This is a genomic window from Spirochaetota bacterium (genome assembly GCA_040756435.1).
Lineage (GTDB): Bacteria > Spirochaetota > UBA4802 > UBA4802 > UB4802 > UBA4802.
Window position 1 is genome coordinate 13217 of record JBFLZD010000034.1, and the last position, 19221, is coordinate 32437.

A 19221-nucleotide genomic window follows, 5' to 3' on the forward strand; every position below is an offset into this window, starting at 1 on the left:
TACCCAACAAATTCCATGAAAATTACATTCTGTTATTTCTACGAATACATTAACTTCTATTATTTCGACAAACATGAGCTCTTTTCATTTCGACTTTATTTTGCCGATTATATCATTTCGACAAGTAAAGTGAGGAGAAATCGTAAAGTAGTGAGTAAAGATTTGTCACTGTGCTTAAAATGACACGCTATTTGTCTTTTAAACGAGGGAAGCAAGAAGAAATCCTACACTATGAAGTAAAGATATTTCGTTATATCTAAAATAACACGATGGTACACTCAAAATATAATAATGCTATGCTCAAAATAATCGGAAGCAGTTAATATACATCACATTTAAATGAAAATAAAAGATTCGCACAAAACTAATTTGTTAATAAAATCCTCATTATAAATACAAAGGCAAGTGATGTATCGTACCAGTAAAATGTCCCAATTATTTACACAGTAAACACCGTTATTTAATGGTTATTATTTCTCACTTACATGTCATACAAATATATTTTTACTGTAACAAAAATTTAATTATTGACACAATAGCACATATGCGTTTACATTAGTCTGGTAAGACTTGAATATAAACAGGGGTACCCACATGGAAATCAACCTTAACAATAAGGGAAATCTGGTCGAGGTTAAAGTTAAAGGCGATATTGAGATGATGTCCATCAAAGAGTTTAAAGAAAAACTCCTTGCAGTTGGCGAAGACAATGATGTGGATATAGCACTTGACCTGTCTGAGGTTGATTATATCGATTCCTCAGGTGTTGGCGTCCTTATCAGCCTGAATAAAATACAGAAGAAAAAAGGCAAAAAACTGGAACTCATCAATGTCAGCCCAAAAGTTCTTAATGTATTAAAATTAAGCTCACTTGCTGAAGTTTTTAATTTATAATTGGCGATAGTTCCTGATACCAGTTCCTTTATATGCATAATCTCACAGCTTACAGAACAGGCATTGGCTTTGATGCTCACCAACTTGTCAAGGGCAGGAAGCTTATTATTGGTGGTGTGCATATACCGTATGAATATGGCTTGCTTGGCCACTCAGATGCCGATGTTTTAACCCATGCAATTATTGACGCATTGCTTGGTGCAGGCAACTTAGGCGATATTGGCACACTCTATCCCGACACCAGCAATCAGTATAAAGATAAATACAGCATTGAAATGCTAAAAGACACCTATCAGCTTTTAACCAAGCATGATATTGAAATTATAAATATTGATGCAGTGATACTATGCCAAAAACCTAAAATTGCACCCTATTCAGGCCAGATGAAAGAAATAATTTCAGCTGCCTGCGGCAACCTGCCTGTATCATCCATATCAATAAAAGGTAAAACTACCGAAGGAATGGGATTCACTGGAACAGGTGAAGGCATAGCTGCACTGGCAACATGCCTGGTGTTTTTTAAAGAATAATGTACAAAAACGTAAATCCCACCGGATAACGATATCCAAAAAATCACAAATACAGGTTGACAGCTAACAACAAATTTATATTGATAGTTCATTCAAATGGACATGCGTCTAATGTCATTTTAACAATTGCACGTATAGTCACTGAATGTTTTTACAAGAAACGTAAATTAACATCTTTGTCATTCTGACTACAATGAAATTGTAAAAAAAAGAATAAATATTTTTACAACACAGGAGCACTGCTATGATAAAAAACGATATTGAACTGCTAAAACGAGGTGTTGAAGAAATTATCCCTCTGGATGAATTTGAAAAAAAAATTGAACGATCACAAAAAGAAAACAAACCACTCATTATAAAAGCAGGCTTTGACCCAACTGCACCGGATATTCACTTAGGACATACCGTGTTGTTGCGCAAAATGCGCCATTTCCAGCAAATGGGGCATACAGTTATTTTCCTCATTGGCGATTTTACCGCCATGATAGGGGACCCTTCTGGAAAATCCCAGACTCGTAAAAGGCTGACTCGTGAAGAAGTTTTGAGCAATGCTGAAACCTATAAAAAGCAGGTTTTCAAAATCCTTGATCCTGAAAAAACCATCGTTGATTTTAACTCACGCTGGTGCATACCCATGAGTTTTGCTGATGTTCTTGATCTTGCATCACGGTATAACGTTGCTCGAATGTTAGAGCGTGATGATTTTGCTAAACGCTATAAAGATGGTGTGCCTATTTCCATATTGGAATTTTTGTATCCTTTAATTCAGGGCTATGATTCCGTGGCACTGAAAGCAGATATTGAATTAGGTGGTACTGATCAAAAATTTAACCTGCTGGTTGGTCGAGACCTTCAGCGTGAATATGGACAGGAGCCACAGGTTATCATGACCTTACCGTTACTGGTGGGCCTTGATGGTGTTCAGAAGATGAGTAAATCGCTTAATAATTATATTGGCATAGATGAAGATCCACAACAGATTTTTGGGAAGGTCATGTCAATATCTGACGATCTCATGTTTTTATATTATGAGCTTGTCACTGACGTTCCACGAACTGAAATTGAAAGCTACAAAAAAGGGATACAGGATGGTTCAGTGCATCCCAAAGATGTAAAGGTGAGGCTGGCAAAGGAAATATGCGCACAGTTTTATAATGAAGAGATAGCCCAAAAGGCAAAGATGGAATTTGACAAAATATTTGTACAAAAAGACCTGCCATCAGAGATGCCCGAGTTTAAAGTACCTGAATCCGAGAAAAAGAACAATACAATATGGATTGTGAAGTTACTGGTTTTGGCTGGCATGGCAAAAACAAATGGTGAAGCACGCAGACTTATTGAAGGCGGTGGAGTGTATATTGATGGCAATAAGGTAGAAAATCCTGATGCCGAAATTCCCTGCAGTGCATCTTTTATTATTAAAGTTGGGAAACGCCGTTTTGTTAAAATACTTCCGTAACTTTTTTCCCGTTTCTACACTAATTTTTTTAGTAACTTAAATCTACAAACTATGTCAGAATATAGTGATAATGAACTTATAGACAGGGTAATTGCAGGTGACACTGATGCATTTGCTGATATCATTACACGATACCAGAACAAAATTTTCAGGTATGTGTATACACGTGTATATGACTATGATGAGGCATGTGATATGACTCAGGATATATTCCTTATTACCATGGAATCGTTAAAAACATTCCGGAAAGAATCTCAATTTTCAACTTGGCTTTTTAGCATAGCTGTTAATTACTGTAAAAATCACCGAAGAAAAAACAGGCATAAAGTATATTCAATACACTCAACTCAGGATGAAACGGAAATACAAATTCCTGATATTCGCCAAAACCAGGAAGAACTTGTCATAACAAATGAATTATTGCAGATAATGCTTGAGGAAATCCATAGATTACCAGATGACTACCGGGATATCCTTGTTTTAAGAGATATAGAAGGTGAATCATACTCAGCAATTGCGCAAGCGTTACATTTAACTTTGGCCAATGTTAAAGTTCGTATCCACCGTGGGCGTGAGATGTTAAAAACTCGTTTGCAGCAAAGGGGGCTTTTATGAATCATATACCCGTTCATAAGCTTTCTGAATATATCGATGGCATTCTTGATGCCCAGGAAAAAGATGCCATTACATCACATATAAAAGAGTGCCCTGAATGCAAGCAAAACCTTCTGCAACTTCAGAAGATGATTGTTATGCTGTCATCCCTTAAAACGCTATCCATGCCTGCAACATTTGCAACTAATACTCTGGCACGGGCTAAAAAGCAGTATTATCATAAACGGTATTACCGTTCATTGCGTGGCTCATTTTTTGCAGCTGCTATTATGCTTATAGCTATAATAACCATGCTACCGGACTCAATCAAACATGATCAATTCATAAATCACATTACACAGAATACCCATAACACTACCAGATTAGATTGCATCATCCCAACCAACATGGACCTGAATACTGCAATGATGGTTATACAGCAACATAATGCACGGGTGCTGGATTACTCAAACTCATATGTTATTGTGGAATCTGATGTGAACAGTTTTTCATCAATACGGCAAATCATAAATAATTATGAGAGCTATCGCCACAATACAATATCCAATGTGGGTATTACTTATATGTCACAACAGGGAAAAACTTATCCCGAATTATCACATGCCAACAAAAAGAAGTTTCTTTTCCGATTGCAGCTTCGCTAAAAATATATTTACTACCTTTTAGTTTGTAATGCCTTAATAGCGTTTATAAAGTCATCATAAAAATCAGTTAAAAGATCGCCCTTACGTAATTGCCTGAACTGTGGCACTTTACCCTGTTGTATTTCCTTGCAATATTGTCGCATTACATAAACAGGGCCTGCTATTCTATGGGTTAGATACACTCCATAAACAAAAAGCAACACTGCCTGGAATATTGTTATCCCAATAGCGCTATATAAAAGAATAAGATTATTATTTTTAATTGATTGTAGTATGCCTAAATTTTCCCTGAATGTTTTTTCACCAGCAACTACTATCTGATTTTCCTTATCCATTAGAGCTGGTGTTGTCATAAACATTTCTATGAGGTTTTCCTGATTAGCTGATATCTGATTAATATAATTGCTATTCTGAAAAACAAAAAACAATAGCACCAGTGAAAAACAGGTTAGCAGTATAATTGGTATAATAAGTATTTTTGTAGCGATAGTAACCTGAATAGACCTATCAATGAGGTAATGTTTTCGTTGCTTCAACATATCTTATTCCTCTACATTAATTATTTTGTATATGCCTGAATACAATAATAGATACTATCTTCATTATGTGTCAGTACTATACACGATAAATTGCATTACGTCAACTACGTTTTTAGTTTTACTAATAAAACTTGACAATCAAGTAATTATAATGGTAGTATTGGCACCAAAGGTACAATTTTGTTCTAACAATATCGGTAAGAATAGTTATGAAGCAGTACATATCCCATGCCAAATTTTAATTGGGAGGAATATCTCCATGATTACCTTGAGTTTAATTGGTTCATTATTGTCATCGTTTATGCTGCTATTTACTATTTTTTACGGACTATATAAAAACTATCATGACAGAGTATTGCGATATTATTCATATTTTGGCTTATGTGCGTTTGGCATACTTTTTACCATGTTTTTGACATATGCATTTCCCAATGACCTTGATTTAACATTAGTAAATAAAATTACTCAGGCATCGACGGTGTTAACCTTTTCAGCACTTTTTGTACTATCCTTAATATTCCCAAAAACCGAAAAACAGGTCCCGTTTCTGGTAATTGCAATTATTCTTGTTCCTGCATACATCATTGCCTACATAGCAGTTTTTACTGATATGAATATCACTGCAGCATATTTTAAAGATGGAAAATTAGTTCGTGAATTCAGATTTTTTTACACTGTATATTTATCTATAGCATTTGTATATGTTCTTTTAGGAGTTATTAATTTCATCCGTAAATATATAACCACAAAAGTTGAACTGTATCGCAAGCAGATGCGTTTTGTATTTATTGGTACCGGTATAGCAATGACTTTTGCTGCTGTTTTTTCCATCATTATGCCACGATTCTTTGGTTATGTTGATCTCTATGTTTTAGGTCCATCACTGGCAACCTTTATTGGAGTATCATCCCTTTTTTACGCAGTTATTTCATATCAGATGATGGATATCAGGACCGCTATACATAAAACAACCATGTATACTGTTATTTCCACTGCTATATTTCTACCAATGTTTGCACTGGTTTATATTTACGATATTAACATATTAGGATTAAAAACGATACCTCTCTATATTATAGCATTTATCATAGTTGTTATGTTTATGGCTCTTTCACGATATATTCAACCGATAATCGATAAAGCCTTTAAACGTAAGCACTATGAATTGCAGGAATATCTGGATACATTTGTTAAAGAAATAAGTTCTATACGAGACATAGATGAATTGATAAAAAAAACAGTTTCAACTATACATAATACGTTTTATCTAAAATCAACATATTTTTTGCTGTACAATAATGATGTCCGGAGCTATCAGCTTGAATACTCAATGGGAGAAGCCCCTGTTTCACCTTCCATCAACCGTTTATCACCTATAGTCCGCTGGTTTAACAGAAACCAGCGGATAGTAACCCTGGATAACGTTTATATGGATGAAACCTCATTTATTGATGTACGGGATGAATTCATTCAATATTTTACAACCAATAATATTGTAATCATGATTCCTATTTACCATCGCCGTGTTTTAACTGGCATTCTATGCTTGGGTGAAAAAGATACGCTTGCAGCATACAAACCTGATGAGATTGAACTATTATCGTTCTTATCCAATGAAACCAATATTAACCTTTCTCATGCAATAACATATCAGGAAGCAAAAAAAGAACAGATGCTGCAGCGCACCATCACCATTTCAAGTGACCTTTTAGCAAAAGCTGTTCCCAAAGCTTTGCCCAATATTACGGGCATAAAATTTGGTGCTTTTTATATCCCACGGCAGGGTGGAGGTATTGATTACTTTGATTTCATCCGCCCGGGCCTGCAGGGAATAGGCACTATCGCCACCGACATTGCCGGCATTGGTATGCAGAGCGCATTATATTCTGTTATCATGAGGTCTGCTTTCCACACCAGCCTCAGTGATGCTCATTCATCATATAGCGTCATCCAGAAACTTAACCGCGTTATTCATAACTATTCCCAGGGTAAAGGTATATTAATTACAGCCTATTACTATTATATTGATGTTCGTAATATGCGGCTTATATACACAAATGCGGGATTTCCACCAATGGAATTATACCGTGTAGAAAAAAGTGACTTTTCATCACTGGATACAGAAGGAATACCACTGGGATATGACCCAACCTTCAATTATGGCATGGGCCGAACCAACATACTCAGAGGAGATATTGGCATATTATATTCCAAAGCATTAATTACATCTAAGAATTCCCGTGGTGAACAATTTACGTTAGATCATGTACGGACTATAATAAAAGAAAATCGTATGAAAATGCCTTCCGACATTGCAACCATAATACAGGATGAGTTCAAGGCCTTTATGGGGATAAGCTCTCCTGAATCAGATATTGTGGTAATTATTTTTAAATCATATTAAGTGCAACTATAACGATTCAACAAGTATCCTCAATCCTTCTTCAACTGTATAGCCGGGTGTAAATCCTAATTCTCTGATTATTTTTGAAGGATCGGTTACTGATTCTTTTATATCCCCTGCACGTGCTTCAGCGTAATTAACTTTGATATCTGTATTATATATCTTTTGCAATATGGCTATCAATGTGTTTAAATCGGTAGCCTTTCCATAGCCAACATTATAATAATGAAAACCTGAATGAATTTTTTCCAGTGCCAGCATATTTGCTTGCACTACATCCTTTACAAAAATAAAATCCCGGTATTGCTTCCCATCGCCAAACACCGTGATATCCTTTCCCTGAGCAATTCTACTGGTAAAAATTGAAATAACGCCAGAATACGGTGATGACGGATCCTGCCTGGGGCCAAATACATTGAAGTAGCGCAACGATACAGTTGTTAGATTATACAATTCATTGTATAAGCGTAGATAAACCTCTGAAATATATTTATCAGCACCATACGGCGATTTTGGCAATACCGGTGAATCTTCACGTTTAGGTATTTCAGGATGATCCCCATATATGGCTGCAGAGCAGGCAAATATTACTTTTTTTACGCCATTATTCCTGCTTGCCTCAAGTACATTCAATGTTCCTTTTGCATTTGATTCAAATGTTGCCGGTGGGCATTCAATGGATTTTTGTACCGAGGCAACTGCTGCTTCATGAAATACTGCATCACAACCCTTAACTGCTTTTGAAACTGCTGCATAATCAGCTACATCACCCTTTATTATCTTCAAGCGCAAACCTGGAAAGTTTTTCCCAAAGGAAAGGTTTTCTTTTTTACCCGTTGAAAAATTATCAAATACTATCACTTCATACCCTTTGCGCACACACTCTTCTGCAATATGCGAACCAATAAATCCCGCACCACCGGTAATACAGATTTTCATACTCAAATTCCTCCAGCTATAGAATGTATAATGCTTCCTTTATTATCATACTATGTATTGATAAGAAATTTTGTATTACATTAAACTGAAGGGTGTCCCAAAAGACACCTCTTTGCAATGACTTTTGTTTTCCTGTCATTGCGAGGAACGAAGTGACGAAGCAATCCCATAGTTGCGAGCGCCGCAGGCGCGTGGCAATCTCATCTTCTGCGGCATTGAGATTGCTTCCCTACGACAAGCTCAGGGCAGGCGCTTCGTTCGCAATGACATTGCGCTCACGCCATTGCATGCCCTACAGTTTCTTTTGAGACGGCCCCTTCATCCATCTTTTTTAGAAAATATAAACCTTGCCACTACACTGTACTTTGCTGTCGTTGTACTAGCAACAATGCAATTGTTGTCTGTAATCCTTGTAACGACAAGTATAGTAACTATCGCTTTGTACTCAATACCTTTTTCACACGTTGTACAGTTTATAAGCTACAATACGTGTAATGGGATTGATTTTAATCATAACAATAATTCTTTAGAATTTCAAGAAATTTACAGATTACTCCGGGCAGTTGTAATTTATGCAGTTACTATCGCCCCAAATTTTAAATTTTTATTGATTTTATGCAAAATACCATTATATTGGTTATTGGTATTAACGTTATTATTTGTATTATCTATCAAAGCTTCATTTACAAAGGATACTGCTCTAAATCGTAAAATCTAACCAGGCTATTTTTCAGGATACCTATGAAAACAGAATATGAGTATTGGGACCACAAACCGCGTGAAGAATGCGGTATTTTTGGTATTTATAATCACCCAAAAGCTGCTAACCTTACCTATTTAGGCCTTTACAACCTGCAACACCGGGGACAGGAATCAAGCGGCATTGCATCATCCGATGGCGATCATATTTACCGTTACGCAGGAATGGGTAAGGTTGTGGATGTATTTACTGAAGAACACATCAATAATCTTAAAGGCAATATAGCAATAGGCCACAACCGCTATTCAACCACCGGTTCATCATTTTTGCGCAATGCCCAGCCTTTGCGTGCGCACTCGGTATTGGGTCCAATAGTGCTGGCACACAATGGCAACTTAGTAAATTACGCACAGCTTCGGCGTGCTCTTGAAAAAGAAGGAGCCATTTTCCAGACATCTATCGACAGTGAAGTTATCGTGCATTTAATGGCACGCTCTGGGCTTACTACGTTTATTGATGCACTCATTTATGCACTGAAGGCAATTAAAGGTGCCTATTCACTGCTGGTAATGAATTATAACACCATCTATGCAATCCGTGACCCGTATGGGTTCAGGCCGCTGGTACTTGGCAAACTGGGCAATGCAGTTGTCATAGCTTCAGAAACCTGTGCATTTGACATCATTGATGCAGAATATATACGGGAGATAGAACCCGGCGAGATGATTGAAATATCACCCAATGGCATTAAGTCATACTTCCCGTTTGCAAGTGTTAAAAATTCACTGTGTGTGTTTGAATATATTTATTTTTCACGGCCCGACAGCATCATCTTTGGCCAATCGGTGCACGAGATGCGTCTTCGCATGGGGGCAATGCTTGCAAAACAGGCACCGGTTGATGCTGATATCGTAGTTCCTATTCCCGATTCATCAGTGTGTGCTGCGTTGGGATATTCCCGAGCAAGCGGCATTCCGTATGAGATGGGCATGATACGCAGTCACTACATTGGCCGCACATTTATAGAGCCCGAACAGCGCATCCGCGACTTTGGCGCTAAAATAAAATTCAATGTAGTGCGCTCTGCTGTAGAAGGCAAACGCATTGTTGTTGTGGATGATTCCATTATGCGTGGCACCACCATGCGAAAAATTATCAAGATGTTCCGAAAAGGCGGCGCTAAGGAAATTCACGTGCGCATTTCAGCGCCACCAACACGATTCCCCTGTTTTTACGGTATTGACATCCCCACACGCTCAGAACTCATTGCATCATCGCATACCATTGAGGAAATTCAAAAATACCTGCGTGTGGACTCGCTTGCATACATGACGATTGAAAGTATGTTAAAAGCCTTGGACGTACATCACGGAAAATTTTGCACAGCCTGTTTTGATGGCAATTATCCAGTTGAGTTTCAGGAAGCTGATGATTATCAAAAGTGCCTGTTTGATGACACGGTTGCATGCGGCGATTACTACTAAAAACGCTTGACATAATTGACATAAATTTTTCTTTGTTACGTATACAGGTGACTAGCTCAATTGGTAGAGCAGCGGTCTCCAAAACCGCAGGTTGGGGGTTCGAGCCCCTCGTCACCTGCATTTTTATTTTATGAACCCGCAAATCACCACCATTCAATTTGATGCAAGCACCTTTAGCGCTGATGACACCCTTGTGAAGCTCTTACATGCCTCATCCCATGATAAGCTTTTGCACCAGAGCACCTTTACTAACACTGTATTTCACACTTCATTATCTCACAATTTTGGCGATAGTTCTGGTAAACCAATGCATCAAGAGTCAACCCTTACTAAAAGACTTTTGCAGCTATTTGCACAGACACAAAATAACCTTTTGCCGGTTGCTTTTGTTTGCACTGTAGAACATCATGCACTGCAACTGCCTTTCAATTACAACGATGATTTTCCCCTGCATCCTTTTATTGTCACTTTGGGCATGCAGTTTGAACGCTGGCGTACCACTCTTACAACGCTAAGCGATAGTTACTGTGCACATATCATTGGCATGTGGATTTTACACCGTTGCACACAAAATATTGCAGCAAAGCTTGATCTTGGCGATAGTTACCAGGCAATTTATCCGGGTTGCCAATTACTTCCCATTTCGTATAACAACCTCATCTATTCACTATTTGAAAGCAAGCTACAAAATTATGAAATCACAATGAACGAATATATGTTTACACCATTACATACGGTTGCAGGATTTTTACTGCCACATTCAAAAGCAAATGCCTGTGCAGACTGTAGCATGACACACTGTGAGTTCAGAAATATCTTGACAGAATAGCTCACTTACTACAATGCTCTATGGACGCATAGCAATGTATTTAGCCAGTAACTATCGACTATTACCAATTTATTATATACTTATATGATACTTACACACCCAGCATACTGTAACCGCCCCACACGGGCCGAAATATCACTGCCAAATCTCAGGAATAATTTTGCTATTGTCCGCTCACTGGTTGCCCCACAGGTAAAAATTATGGCAATGGTAAAGGCAAATGCGTATGGACATGGCATAGTGCGCATTTCTCAGGAACTGATAAAAGCAGGTGTGGATTATTTAGGTGTTGCCTACTTAGAAGAAGCGCTATTTTTACGCCAGCACGGCATAACCACACCAATTCTGGTGTGTGGCGCCATCAACACCGAACAAATTCCCGAATTTATTATAAACGATGTTGAAATCACCAGCTCTTCACTTGATAAATCAAAGGCAATTCACAATGCAGCCAAAGCATTAGGCAAAAAGGCAAAGGTACATTTAAAAATAGATACAGGAATGGAACGCATAGGTGTTCACTGGTACAATGCAGAAAAGTTTATCAACGAAACCATGTCACTTGATGGCATCATAGTCACTGGCATTTTTTCACATCTGGCAAAAGCCGAATCTGATGTGGCATTCACAAAACTACAGATACAACGTTTTACCACAATTGTGGAATATATGCAAAAAAATTCTATAGCTCCCCCATGTATTCATATCGCAAATTCAGCAGCAATCATTAATCATCCCCAATCGCATTTTACCATGGTACGACCTGGCATTATGCTGTACGGTTATAACCCCAATGGATATAATCCCGATATTACATTTAATGGCAAAAAGTTACTGCCTGTAATGACACTAAAAACCAAAGTTTCATACTTTAAAGTAGTGCCTGCACATACGGGAATAAGTTACAACCATTTATATATCACCTCACAGCAAACACGTATCGTGACGCTGCCTGTTGGTTACGGCGATGGTTACAGCCGCTACCTTTCTAATAACGGTGAAGTCATTATCCGCGGGAAAACCTATCCTGTAGTTGGGGCCGTATGCATGGATCAGATCATGGTTGATATTGGGCCTGATGGTACTGCATACAATGGTGATGATGTGCTCTTGTTTGGTCAGATGGATGGCTACACCATTCCGCTTGAATCATTATGTCAAAAAATTGGTACTATCACGTATGAAATTTTAACAAACATAAGCCCACGAGTACCACGGATATATATTGAATAACTCACTAATTTTTTAATTGACATAATCCGTAATCTATTACTTAACTTCTTTATCTTTTTGGGAGGGTTTGTTGATGATAAAAGACGCAATGTATTATGATTCGTATAAAGAAGATCGTGATCTAATTTTAGAATATAACCAGACTTCACTGGCTGACGTTAATTTAGTTAACATTATTGGTATTGGTATTGATAATTGCACACGCCAGCAAGCTGTGGTCAAAGTTCTTAGAATGATAGAAGAAGGTGGTGTGCACCATGTGATGGCACTCAATCCTTATAAACTTCACCGCCTTACCACTAACAATGACCTTAACCTCATTGCATCCAAAGCTGATTTGAAACTGGCCGTTGGTGCAGGCCTTCCATGGGCTGCAAAATTTTTAGGAAAACCATTAAAAGAACGAATTCATTTCATGAGTTTTCTCATGGACCTAATACGCATAGCTGAAATAAAAGAGCTTACCATATTTATGGTAGGAGCAAAGCCTGAGATTATTGAACAGGCATATGCAAATATAAAAAAATCTTTTCCTAAAATCCGCATAGTAGGCCGACATGGAGGCTATTTCAATAAAGAAAGAGCTGCAAACGTCATTGAAGCCATGCGAAAATCCGAAGCACAAATAATACTTATTGGACTTGGTTTTCCAAAAGAAGATAAATGGATTTATGAAATCAAGAATCAGTTTAAAAATACTGTATTTATTGGCATTAATGGTAGCATAGATATAATCTCTGGACAAAAACGAAAAGCCCCTGCATATTTTATGGAAAAAGGGCTTGACTGGTTTTATAGAATCATTACCCGTCCCTGGCGGTATTTGCGTCTTTTGCGTTTGCTTCTTTTTTATATACAGGTTTTGTGGCAAAGGTTACGGAAATAATTTTAATTGGACAAAAACATACTTCAACAATTACTATCGCTCATATTTTCCGGGCTTTGCCTTTGAATCGCGTGCTTTCTGTAATTCTGAATTAGTTACCTGGCACCTTCCTAATGTAAACCACTCAACAATTTCCTTTTTGCCACAGGTGCGACAATGAAACACAGCTTTTTTATCCTGTGTCCATTCATTCACTTCAACATATCGTGAGCCACAATTGCGGCATAAAATTACCGAAACATATTCCATTAAAAGCCTCTTATTTATTGTATTTTTACAGCAATAACTGATATATCTTCCCGCTGAGCCAGGCCCTGCATAAACTCTTTTACTTTTGAAAGCAGCCCATCTATGCAGTGAGATGGTTCATCATACTGACAGCATGTGTCCATTACCTGTTTTAACCCAAAAAGGCGTGCATTGCGGTTTTTACAATTAACAATCCCATCAGTGACAATAATAAACATGTCATTAGGTTTAAGTTTTACAACAATTTTTTTACTATCCCGTGTATATGAAAAACGCAGATATCGCGCAATTTTGTGACGGACCAAGATAGGATACGCTTCACCGGTATTCATGAAAGTAAGTGTCCTTGAATGTAAATTAATCATTCCATAGAATAAGGAAACATATTGCAAATTTTGCTCCTTAACCACACGCAAAGTATTGATAAATACCGGGCTCACTGCATTTTCATATACATTCATTAACCCTTTTACAATTCCATTAACCAGTGATGCATTGAGTGCGCCAGGTACTCCCTTATTGTGAACGTCACATAACGCTATGTTTACAGTATTTTTTTGGTACAATAATTCATAAAATTCACCCCCAACCTCACGTGCGGGAAGATATCGTGCTGCTACTTTACACAAACCAAAATCTTCAGAAATTGCAGGATGCAGTGAATGCTGAATTGAACGTGCAGATTCTAATTCATGGCGCATGCGGGCTTCCTCAATAGCATGCTCAAAAAAGATGGCATTCTGTACAGCCAGTACTGCCTGATCAGCAAATGCCAAAAACAGGTGCATATCTTCATCAGTAAATGCAGGGCGATTAATTGGATTAATTGCCTGAATTACTCCCAAAAGCTTTCCTTTATAAAGCAGAGGTACACATATAATTGAGCGAGTAGTAAAACCTGTCTGTTTATCAAAATTTGGATCAAACCTGTTATCTGAGTATACATCATTGACAAAAACACCTTTACGCTCTCTGGCAACCCATCCTGCGATACCCTGCCCCATTTTAACCCTGTATTTTTCCTGTAATTTATCTCCAGCCTCACCCAGTGCCACCTTAAACACAAGTTCGTTGGTTTTGTCATCATATAAAAATAAGGTACTGGCTTCCGTTTCCATAATCTCTTTTATAATCTCCATGATTATGGTAAAAAGTTTGGCCATGTCAAGTGTTGAGTTTATGATTCTGTTTATCTCAACTAACTTTGAAAGGTTATGCAGCTGTCGCTCAAGATATTCTAAATTGTATTTTTTTTCATTCATATATGCCTTTATTCCCTTAATAAATATTTATCTATTTATTTTTTCGGTTTTTATTTTATAATCATATACATACGTATGCTTTTATATATATAAAACTAAACAACAGTCAATAAAAATAATTACAGATAGTAAAATATTCAACTATTAATTTTCAACCGTATTTTTATTACCTTACTATGAATATGTGTACACAATAGTTTCCTAACATATCGTGATTGTACGCTATTATTAGCCTAAAATCATTTTTATGAAATAATTGTTAAAAATATTTCAGTAATAATTCCTTAACAAATTTCATAATGAATATAGTGTACACCCCCGCCGCCTTCGGAGGCGGGGGTGTACACTATTTTATATTTTGTTCAAATTTCCACATTTAGGTATAATTAATAAAAATATTTAGTAATCACTTATAAAAAGTGCTTGTATTTTCGTAATACTGAAGTAAAGCTATTTGAATAGCACTATTTATTGTATATGCGATAGTATCTGATAAAAAAGGTACATTGCCATGACCTACCTTATTGATGGTTACAATTTAATATACAAATTTCCTCATTTAGAAGAGCTCATGCTTCAGGACAACCTTACTGAAGCCAGAAAAGAACTTTTAGATATTTTAAAGACATTTGCTAAGCTAACCGGAAAACGTATACGTGTTGTTTTTGATGGTCAGAAGAATATTGAGATACCAATAAGCAGTGAAAAGGTTGCCAATATCGACGTATATTACTCATTACACTATTCGGCGGATTTTTTAATAAAAGAATTCATACGAAAAGATATTCAGCCACGCAATACAACAGTCGTTACCAGCGATAAAGATATCATTGACTTTGTTAGCCGATTTAAAACACGCACCATGAAAAGTGAAGACTTTGCAAATTTTATAAATCAGACTATAGAAGATTATACTGTGGCACAAACTCCAGAAAAAGAAGAAAATCCAACATTAAGTAGTGAAGAAATTGAATACTGGGAAAAACTTTTTATTAAAAGAAAAAAGTGAATTAATTTTCTGCTGCTAACAGTGCTGCACCCAGCGCCCCTATTATCTGTGCATTTTCTGAAACTTTAACCGGTGAATCTAAAAGTTTTTCTATAGCTTTAACAACGCCAATATTTTTTGCCACACCACCCGTCATCATAACGGGGTTTGTTATTCCCACACGGTTAGCCATTGCCATAATTCGCGATGCTATGGATTGATGAATGCCAGCAATGATATTATCTCGAGTTTCACCTTTTGCAATGAGTGATATAACTTCAGATTCTGCAAATACAGTGCACAGACTGCTTATTTTAGCTGGATTATTAGCTTTCAGCGATAGTTCCCCAAATTCATCCAGATCCACTTCAAGCGCACGCGCCATTACCTCCAGAAATCGCCCCGTGCCAGCAGCACATTTATCGTTCATAGCAAAATCTTTCACCCTACCGTTTTCATCTATCACAATAACCTTGCTATCCTGGCCACCAATATCAATGATTGAACGTATTGAATTATCCAGAAAGTGAGCACCCTTTGCATGGCAGGTTATTTCGGTTATATTATTATGAGCAAATGCTACACTTTTACGGCCATATCCGGTAGCAACAATCTTTTCAATTTTATCAAGCGATAAACCAAGCTCAGTTAATAACTCCTGTGTTACTTTTTCTCCGGCTTTTGCAGCATTAAATCCAGTAAATATGATTTTACTGCCAATGATATTTTTAGTATCAAGAACAACCGCTTTTGTGGTTATAGAACCAATATCCATTCCTAATGTCAGCATAATAAATGTTTTCTCCCTTACAATGAAATATAGAACAAGCGTTCACTCATTTTTTGTCAAGCTAAATTTTACCAATCAGGCTGCGGCTTGTAATTATTTTTTTCTCTTCCAATAATATCCATTTTGTATTCTAACGGCAGATAATAGATAATAGCCTTAGGGGACAGATCGTCTTTTTTAACAAAGCCTATCACTACCAGCTGATGATTTTCTTTTTGTACAAATGTCCTGAAAATAACCGGCAACGACATTTCGGTAAATTGCCATCGCTGGAACTGTTTGTTGGAATAAATCATCTGTATACGGAGCATAACTTCATCAACGATCTTATCACATACCAGTGATTTGAGCTTTGATTCATTTGTAGAACTATCGCCACTGCCCGATTCAGAAAAGATATAATAATCATCTATTGATTTTTCATCAACACCAATGCACCGGGCAATATCACCCTTGTTGTAGCAATTATGAATACCATGGATGGTACAAACAAGTGGGCCAGTACGGATACTTTTTTTTATGCATCCGTTGTAAGCAAGAATCACCACCACTAAAGCTATTGCAACATATCGTTTCATATACACATTATTTCAGATTCAATTATTAAAATTTTCGTCGTCAGCATATCAGCAAACCAAATAGCACACATCATTTTCTATTTCAGGTTTTCATTGAAAAAGGCCATCATCTCAGGTAATATTGACTGACAAAAATTCCAGTCATGCATTTTATATTTTTTTTCAACAAAGGTAAAATTGTAGCCGCTTTTATATTCCTTCTGCAATTGTTTCAACTTTACCGCCAGCATAAAGCTTTGCTCCATTGGCACACGTGAATCCTTATTGCCATGTGCTAAAAATACTGCAACACTTTTTAAATTTTTTGCATCGTCAATTGCATTGTCAAAAGCAGCCCAGCGCTGTGGATTATCATTATATTTTCCATATACTGAAACAAACATGTAATTTTTAACATGAGATAGCATATCGTAATATCCGGAAAGACAAGCAATGGCACCAACAGTGTCACTGAAAAGTTCCCCTATACGAAGTGCTCCACGTGCTCCAATAGAAAATCCACATACTCCCAGAGAGTCTTTATCAATCTTTAAACCTACAGTATTTTTAAGATAGGGAATTAACATTGTCCCAATCCATAACGCCGCTGGCATCTCATTCCATTTTACTGTTGTTTCATCAAAGAATTGTGACTCATACACCGTGCGAGGCATGTTGGGACATACTATAACCATATTGTACATATTGGCATAGTATGTAATATTTGTATTATTTTGCCAGCTATTCATAGAACCATCATAATCATGGAGTGCTATAATTGTGCGACTGCTTTTGGAATAATCTTTGGGGAAATATAGTTTAACTGGCACAGTTTTTTCAGAATTTTCTGCAGCAGGAACAGTAACAATAACCCAGCTACCTGGTTTGACATCTACTGCAGAGACAGAATGAATTGCAAGTATTATACAAAGCAGAACCTGAACTATAAAAGTTCGTTTCATAAAGTTATTGCCCCCTATGACAAAATTTTTATATTTTTAATCCTTTTGCTCTGACCCTTTATTGTAAAAAAAGTATACTTTAAACTTTAAAAGCATGACTTTGAATATAGAAAGATTGTTATGCTCTGACCCCGTGTGCGTATTGCAATCCAAACGTATATTGCAGAATGTTTTTTTTCAAGGGAATTTTTTATAGGCATCTTAAAAAAACCGCTTTGATCATTACAGATGCAAAAAAAAGTGGTTTTAACCTATAGATTGTGCCTACAAGGGAACATCCCAAAAAACAGTTTTTAGATGTTCCCTTGTCCTGACATCGTTATGGAAAAAGGATACCCTGATATTTAATAACTACAGATAAAATTTGTGGATAGAAAATGTAAGAAATACTTAGCATTAATTCACGTCTTTACTGCATAAATAATGTTTCATCAGTTTCCCTGAGGCTTAAGTAATCGTTATCCGTAACAATGACATGATCAAGAAGCTGTATGCCAACAATAGCACCAGCCTGTGCTACTCGTTTTGTTATTTCTATATCGTTGACCGAAGGCTTGAGCACACCAGAAGGATGATTATGCGCAATAATAACCGATGATGCTGCTTCACGTATTGCATCCCTGAATACCTCACGGGGATGCACAAGCGCCTCTGAAATTGTCCCAATTGATATCCTTGATTTTTTTATTAGCCTGTTTTTACTATCCAGTATCATGACCCAGAATTCCTCCTGCCTGCTACAAGCAATATTGCCTACCAAACATTCCCAAACAATACGCGGTGAGTCAATTGATTCTTCATAATTGCGTGGTGCTATCAAACGTTTGCCAAGCTCCATTGCAGCTTTAATCCTCACCGCTTTTACAATGCCCATTCCATTAATGGAAGCTATCTCCCTAATTCCCGCATGATAAATACCACTAACACCCCCAAAATGCTGTATGAGCCCAAAAGCACATTCCATAACATCCCTTCCCTTTACTCCTGTGCCAAGTAAAATAGCTAAAAGCTCTGCATCACTTAAATCATCAATTGATTCGCCATTAATACAACGCTGAACTGGCAGGTCACATTTTGTCTGCATAGTTTTTCCTTCCATAAAATTTTTTTGACGGTTACTATCGCCCTACTTATTACAACGCTTGAGTTATAAAAACTTTAAAAAAAATTTTTTTAATTTATAATTTTTTTTCTTAAACCGATAACTATTGTAGGATTTTTTTATATCACATTAAATTTTACTGTTGACAAAATTCC

General features: G+C 36.9%; 19 protein-coding genes and 1 tRNA gene. 12 read left to right on the plus strand and 8 right to left on the minus strand.

Features of this window, described 5'->3' with window-relative positions; all coding sequences use genetic code 11:
- Positions 1-594: 594 nt before the first annotated feature.
- The 5 genes from AB1444_10575 to AB1444_10595 all read left to right on the plus strand — a co-directional run bounded on the left by AB1444_10575 (position 595) and on the right by AB1444_10595 (position 4142).
- Positions 595-894: an STAS domain-containing protein gene (locus AB1444_10575; protein MEW6527100.1), complete on the plus strand. Its 300-nt coding sequence runs from the start codon at positions 595-597 to the stop codon at positions 892-894.
- Positions 895-926: 32 nt separating this feature from the next.
- A complete protein-coding gene (gene ispF / locus AB1444_10580) occupies positions 927-1424 on the plus strand; it encodes a 2-C-methyl-D-erythritol 2,4-cyclodiphosphate synthase (protein MEW6527101.1) in 498 nt (165 codons plus the stop codon).
- Positions 1425-1668: 244 nt separating this feature from the next.
- Positions 1669-2883, plus strand: coding sequence for a tyrosine--tRNA ligase (gene tyrS, locus AB1444_10585; GenBank protein ID MEW6527102.1), 1215 nt, complete (start codon positions 1669-1671; stop codon positions 2881-2883).
- Between the two features lie 51 nt (positions 2884-2934).
- Positions 2935-3498, plus strand: a complete 564-nt coding sequence (locus tag AB1444_10590; GenBank protein MEW6527103.1) for an RNA polymerase sigma factor — start codon at positions 2935-2937, stop codon at positions 3496-3498.
- Positions 3495-4142 carry a zf-HC2 domain-containing protein gene (locus AB1444_10595; protein ID MEW6527104.1) on the plus strand — a complete coding sequence of 216 codons (648 nt, stop codon included), beginning with the start codon at positions 3495-3497 and terminating at the stop codon, positions 4140-4142. The genes AB1444_10590 and AB1444_10595 overlap by 4 nt, the downstream gene beginning before the upstream one ends.
- 11 nt (positions 4143-4153) lie before the next feature.
- On the opposite strand, the gene AB1444_10600 is transcribed toward AB1444_10595, so the two are convergent.
- Positions 4154-4681: a hypothetical protein gene (locus AB1444_10600; GenBank protein MEW6527105.1), complete on the minus strand. Its 528-nt coding sequence runs from the start codon at positions 4679-4681 to the stop codon at positions 4154-4156.
- Positions 4682-4940: 259 nt separating this feature from the next.
- On the opposite strand from AB1444_10600, the gene AB1444_10605 reads away from it, so the two are divergent.
- Positions 4941-7085, plus strand: coding sequence for a SpoIIE family protein phosphatase (locus AB1444_10605; GenBank protein ID MEW6527106.1), 2145 nt, complete (start codon positions 4941-4943; stop codon positions 7083-7085).
- Between the two features lie 6 nt (positions 7086-7091).
- Here AB1444_10605 and AB1444_10610 read toward each other — a convergent pair whose 3' ends face one another.
- Positions 7092-8024, minus strand: coding sequence for an SDR family NAD(P)-dependent oxidoreductase (locus AB1444_10610; protein ID MEW6527107.1), 933 nt, complete (start codon positions 8022-8024; stop codon positions 7092-7094).
- Positions 8025-8765: 741 nt separating this feature from the next.
- On the opposite strand from AB1444_10610, the gene purF reads away from it, so the two are divergent.
- The 5 genes from purF (at position 8766) to AB1444_10635 (ending at position 13156) form a co-directional block, all read left to right on the plus strand.
- A complete protein-coding gene (gene purF, locus AB1444_10615; GenBank protein MEW6527108.1) occupies positions 8766-10208 on the plus strand; it encodes an amidophosphoribosyltransferase in 1443 nt (480 codons plus the stop codon).
- Positions 10209-10253: 45 nt separating this feature from the next.
- Positions 10254-10326, plus strand: a tRNA-Trp gene (locus AB1444_10620).
- 12 nt (positions 10327-10338) lie between these two features.
- Positions 10339-11037: a hypothetical protein gene (locus AB1444_10625; protein MEW6527109.1), complete on the plus strand. Its 699-nt coding sequence runs from the start codon at positions 10339-10341 to the stop codon at positions 11035-11037.
- Positions 11038-11121: 84 nt separating this feature from the next.
- Entirely contained in the window at positions 11122-12270 is a 1149-nt protein-coding gene (alr, locus tag AB1444_10630) for an alanine racemase (protein ID MEW6527110.1), read from the plus strand.
- 73 nt (positions 12271-12343) lie between these two features.
- On the plus strand, positions 12344-13156 hold the full coding sequence (locus tag AB1444_10635) for a WecB/TagA/CpsF family glycosyltransferase (protein ID MEW6527111.1): 813 nt from the start codon (positions 12344-12346) through the stop codon (positions 13154-13156).
- Between the two features lie 33 nt (positions 13157-13189).
- On the opposite strand, the gene AB1444_10640 is transcribed toward AB1444_10635, so the two are convergent.
- Together AB1444_10640 and AB1444_10645 are read right to left on the minus strand one after the other, a co-directional pair.
- Entirely contained in the window at positions 13190-13405 is a 216-nt protein-coding gene (locus tag AB1444_10640; protein MEW6527112.1) for a hypothetical protein, read from the minus strand.
- 14 nt (positions 13406-13419) lie between these two features.
- Positions 13420-14667, minus strand: coding sequence for a GAF domain-containing protein (locus AB1444_10645; GenBank protein ID MEW6527113.1), 1248 nt, complete (start codon positions 14665-14667; stop codon positions 13420-13422).
- Between the two features lie 511 nt (positions 14668-15178).
- Here AB1444_10645 and AB1444_10650 point away from each other — a divergent pair.
- A complete protein-coding gene (locus AB1444_10650) occupies positions 15179-15676 on the plus strand; it encodes an NYN domain-containing protein (GenBank protein ID MEW6527114.1) in 498 nt (165 codons plus the stop codon).
- A gap of 1 nt (position 15677) precedes the next feature.
- On the opposite strand, the gene AB1444_10655 is transcribed toward AB1444_10650, so the two are convergent.
- The 4 genes from AB1444_10655 to radC all read right to left on the minus strand — a co-directional run bounded on the left by AB1444_10655 (position 15678) and on the right by radC (position 19048).
- On the minus strand, positions 15678-16445 hold the full coding sequence (locus AB1444_10655) for an acyl-CoA dehydratase activase (GenBank protein MEW6527115.1): 768 nt from the start codon (positions 16443-16445) through the stop codon (positions 15678-15680).
- 68 nt (positions 16446-16513) lie between these two features.
- Positions 16514-17023, minus strand: a complete 510-nt coding sequence (locus AB1444_10660; GenBank protein MEW6527116.1) for a hypothetical protein — start codon at positions 17021-17023, stop codon at positions 16514-16516.
- 77 nt (positions 17024-17100) lie between these two features.
- Positions 17101-17964, minus strand: coding sequence for a prolyl oligopeptidase family serine peptidase (locus tag AB1444_10665; protein ID MEW6527117.1), 864 nt, complete (start codon positions 17962-17964; stop codon positions 17101-17103).
- A 409-nt stretch (positions 17965-18373) separates the two neighbouring features.
- Positions 18374-19048: a DNA repair protein RadC gene (gene radC / locus AB1444_10670; GenBank protein MEW6527118.1), complete on the minus strand. Its 675-nt coding sequence runs from the start codon at positions 19046-19048 to the stop codon at positions 18374-18376.
- Positions 19049-19221: the final 173 nt, after the last annotated feature.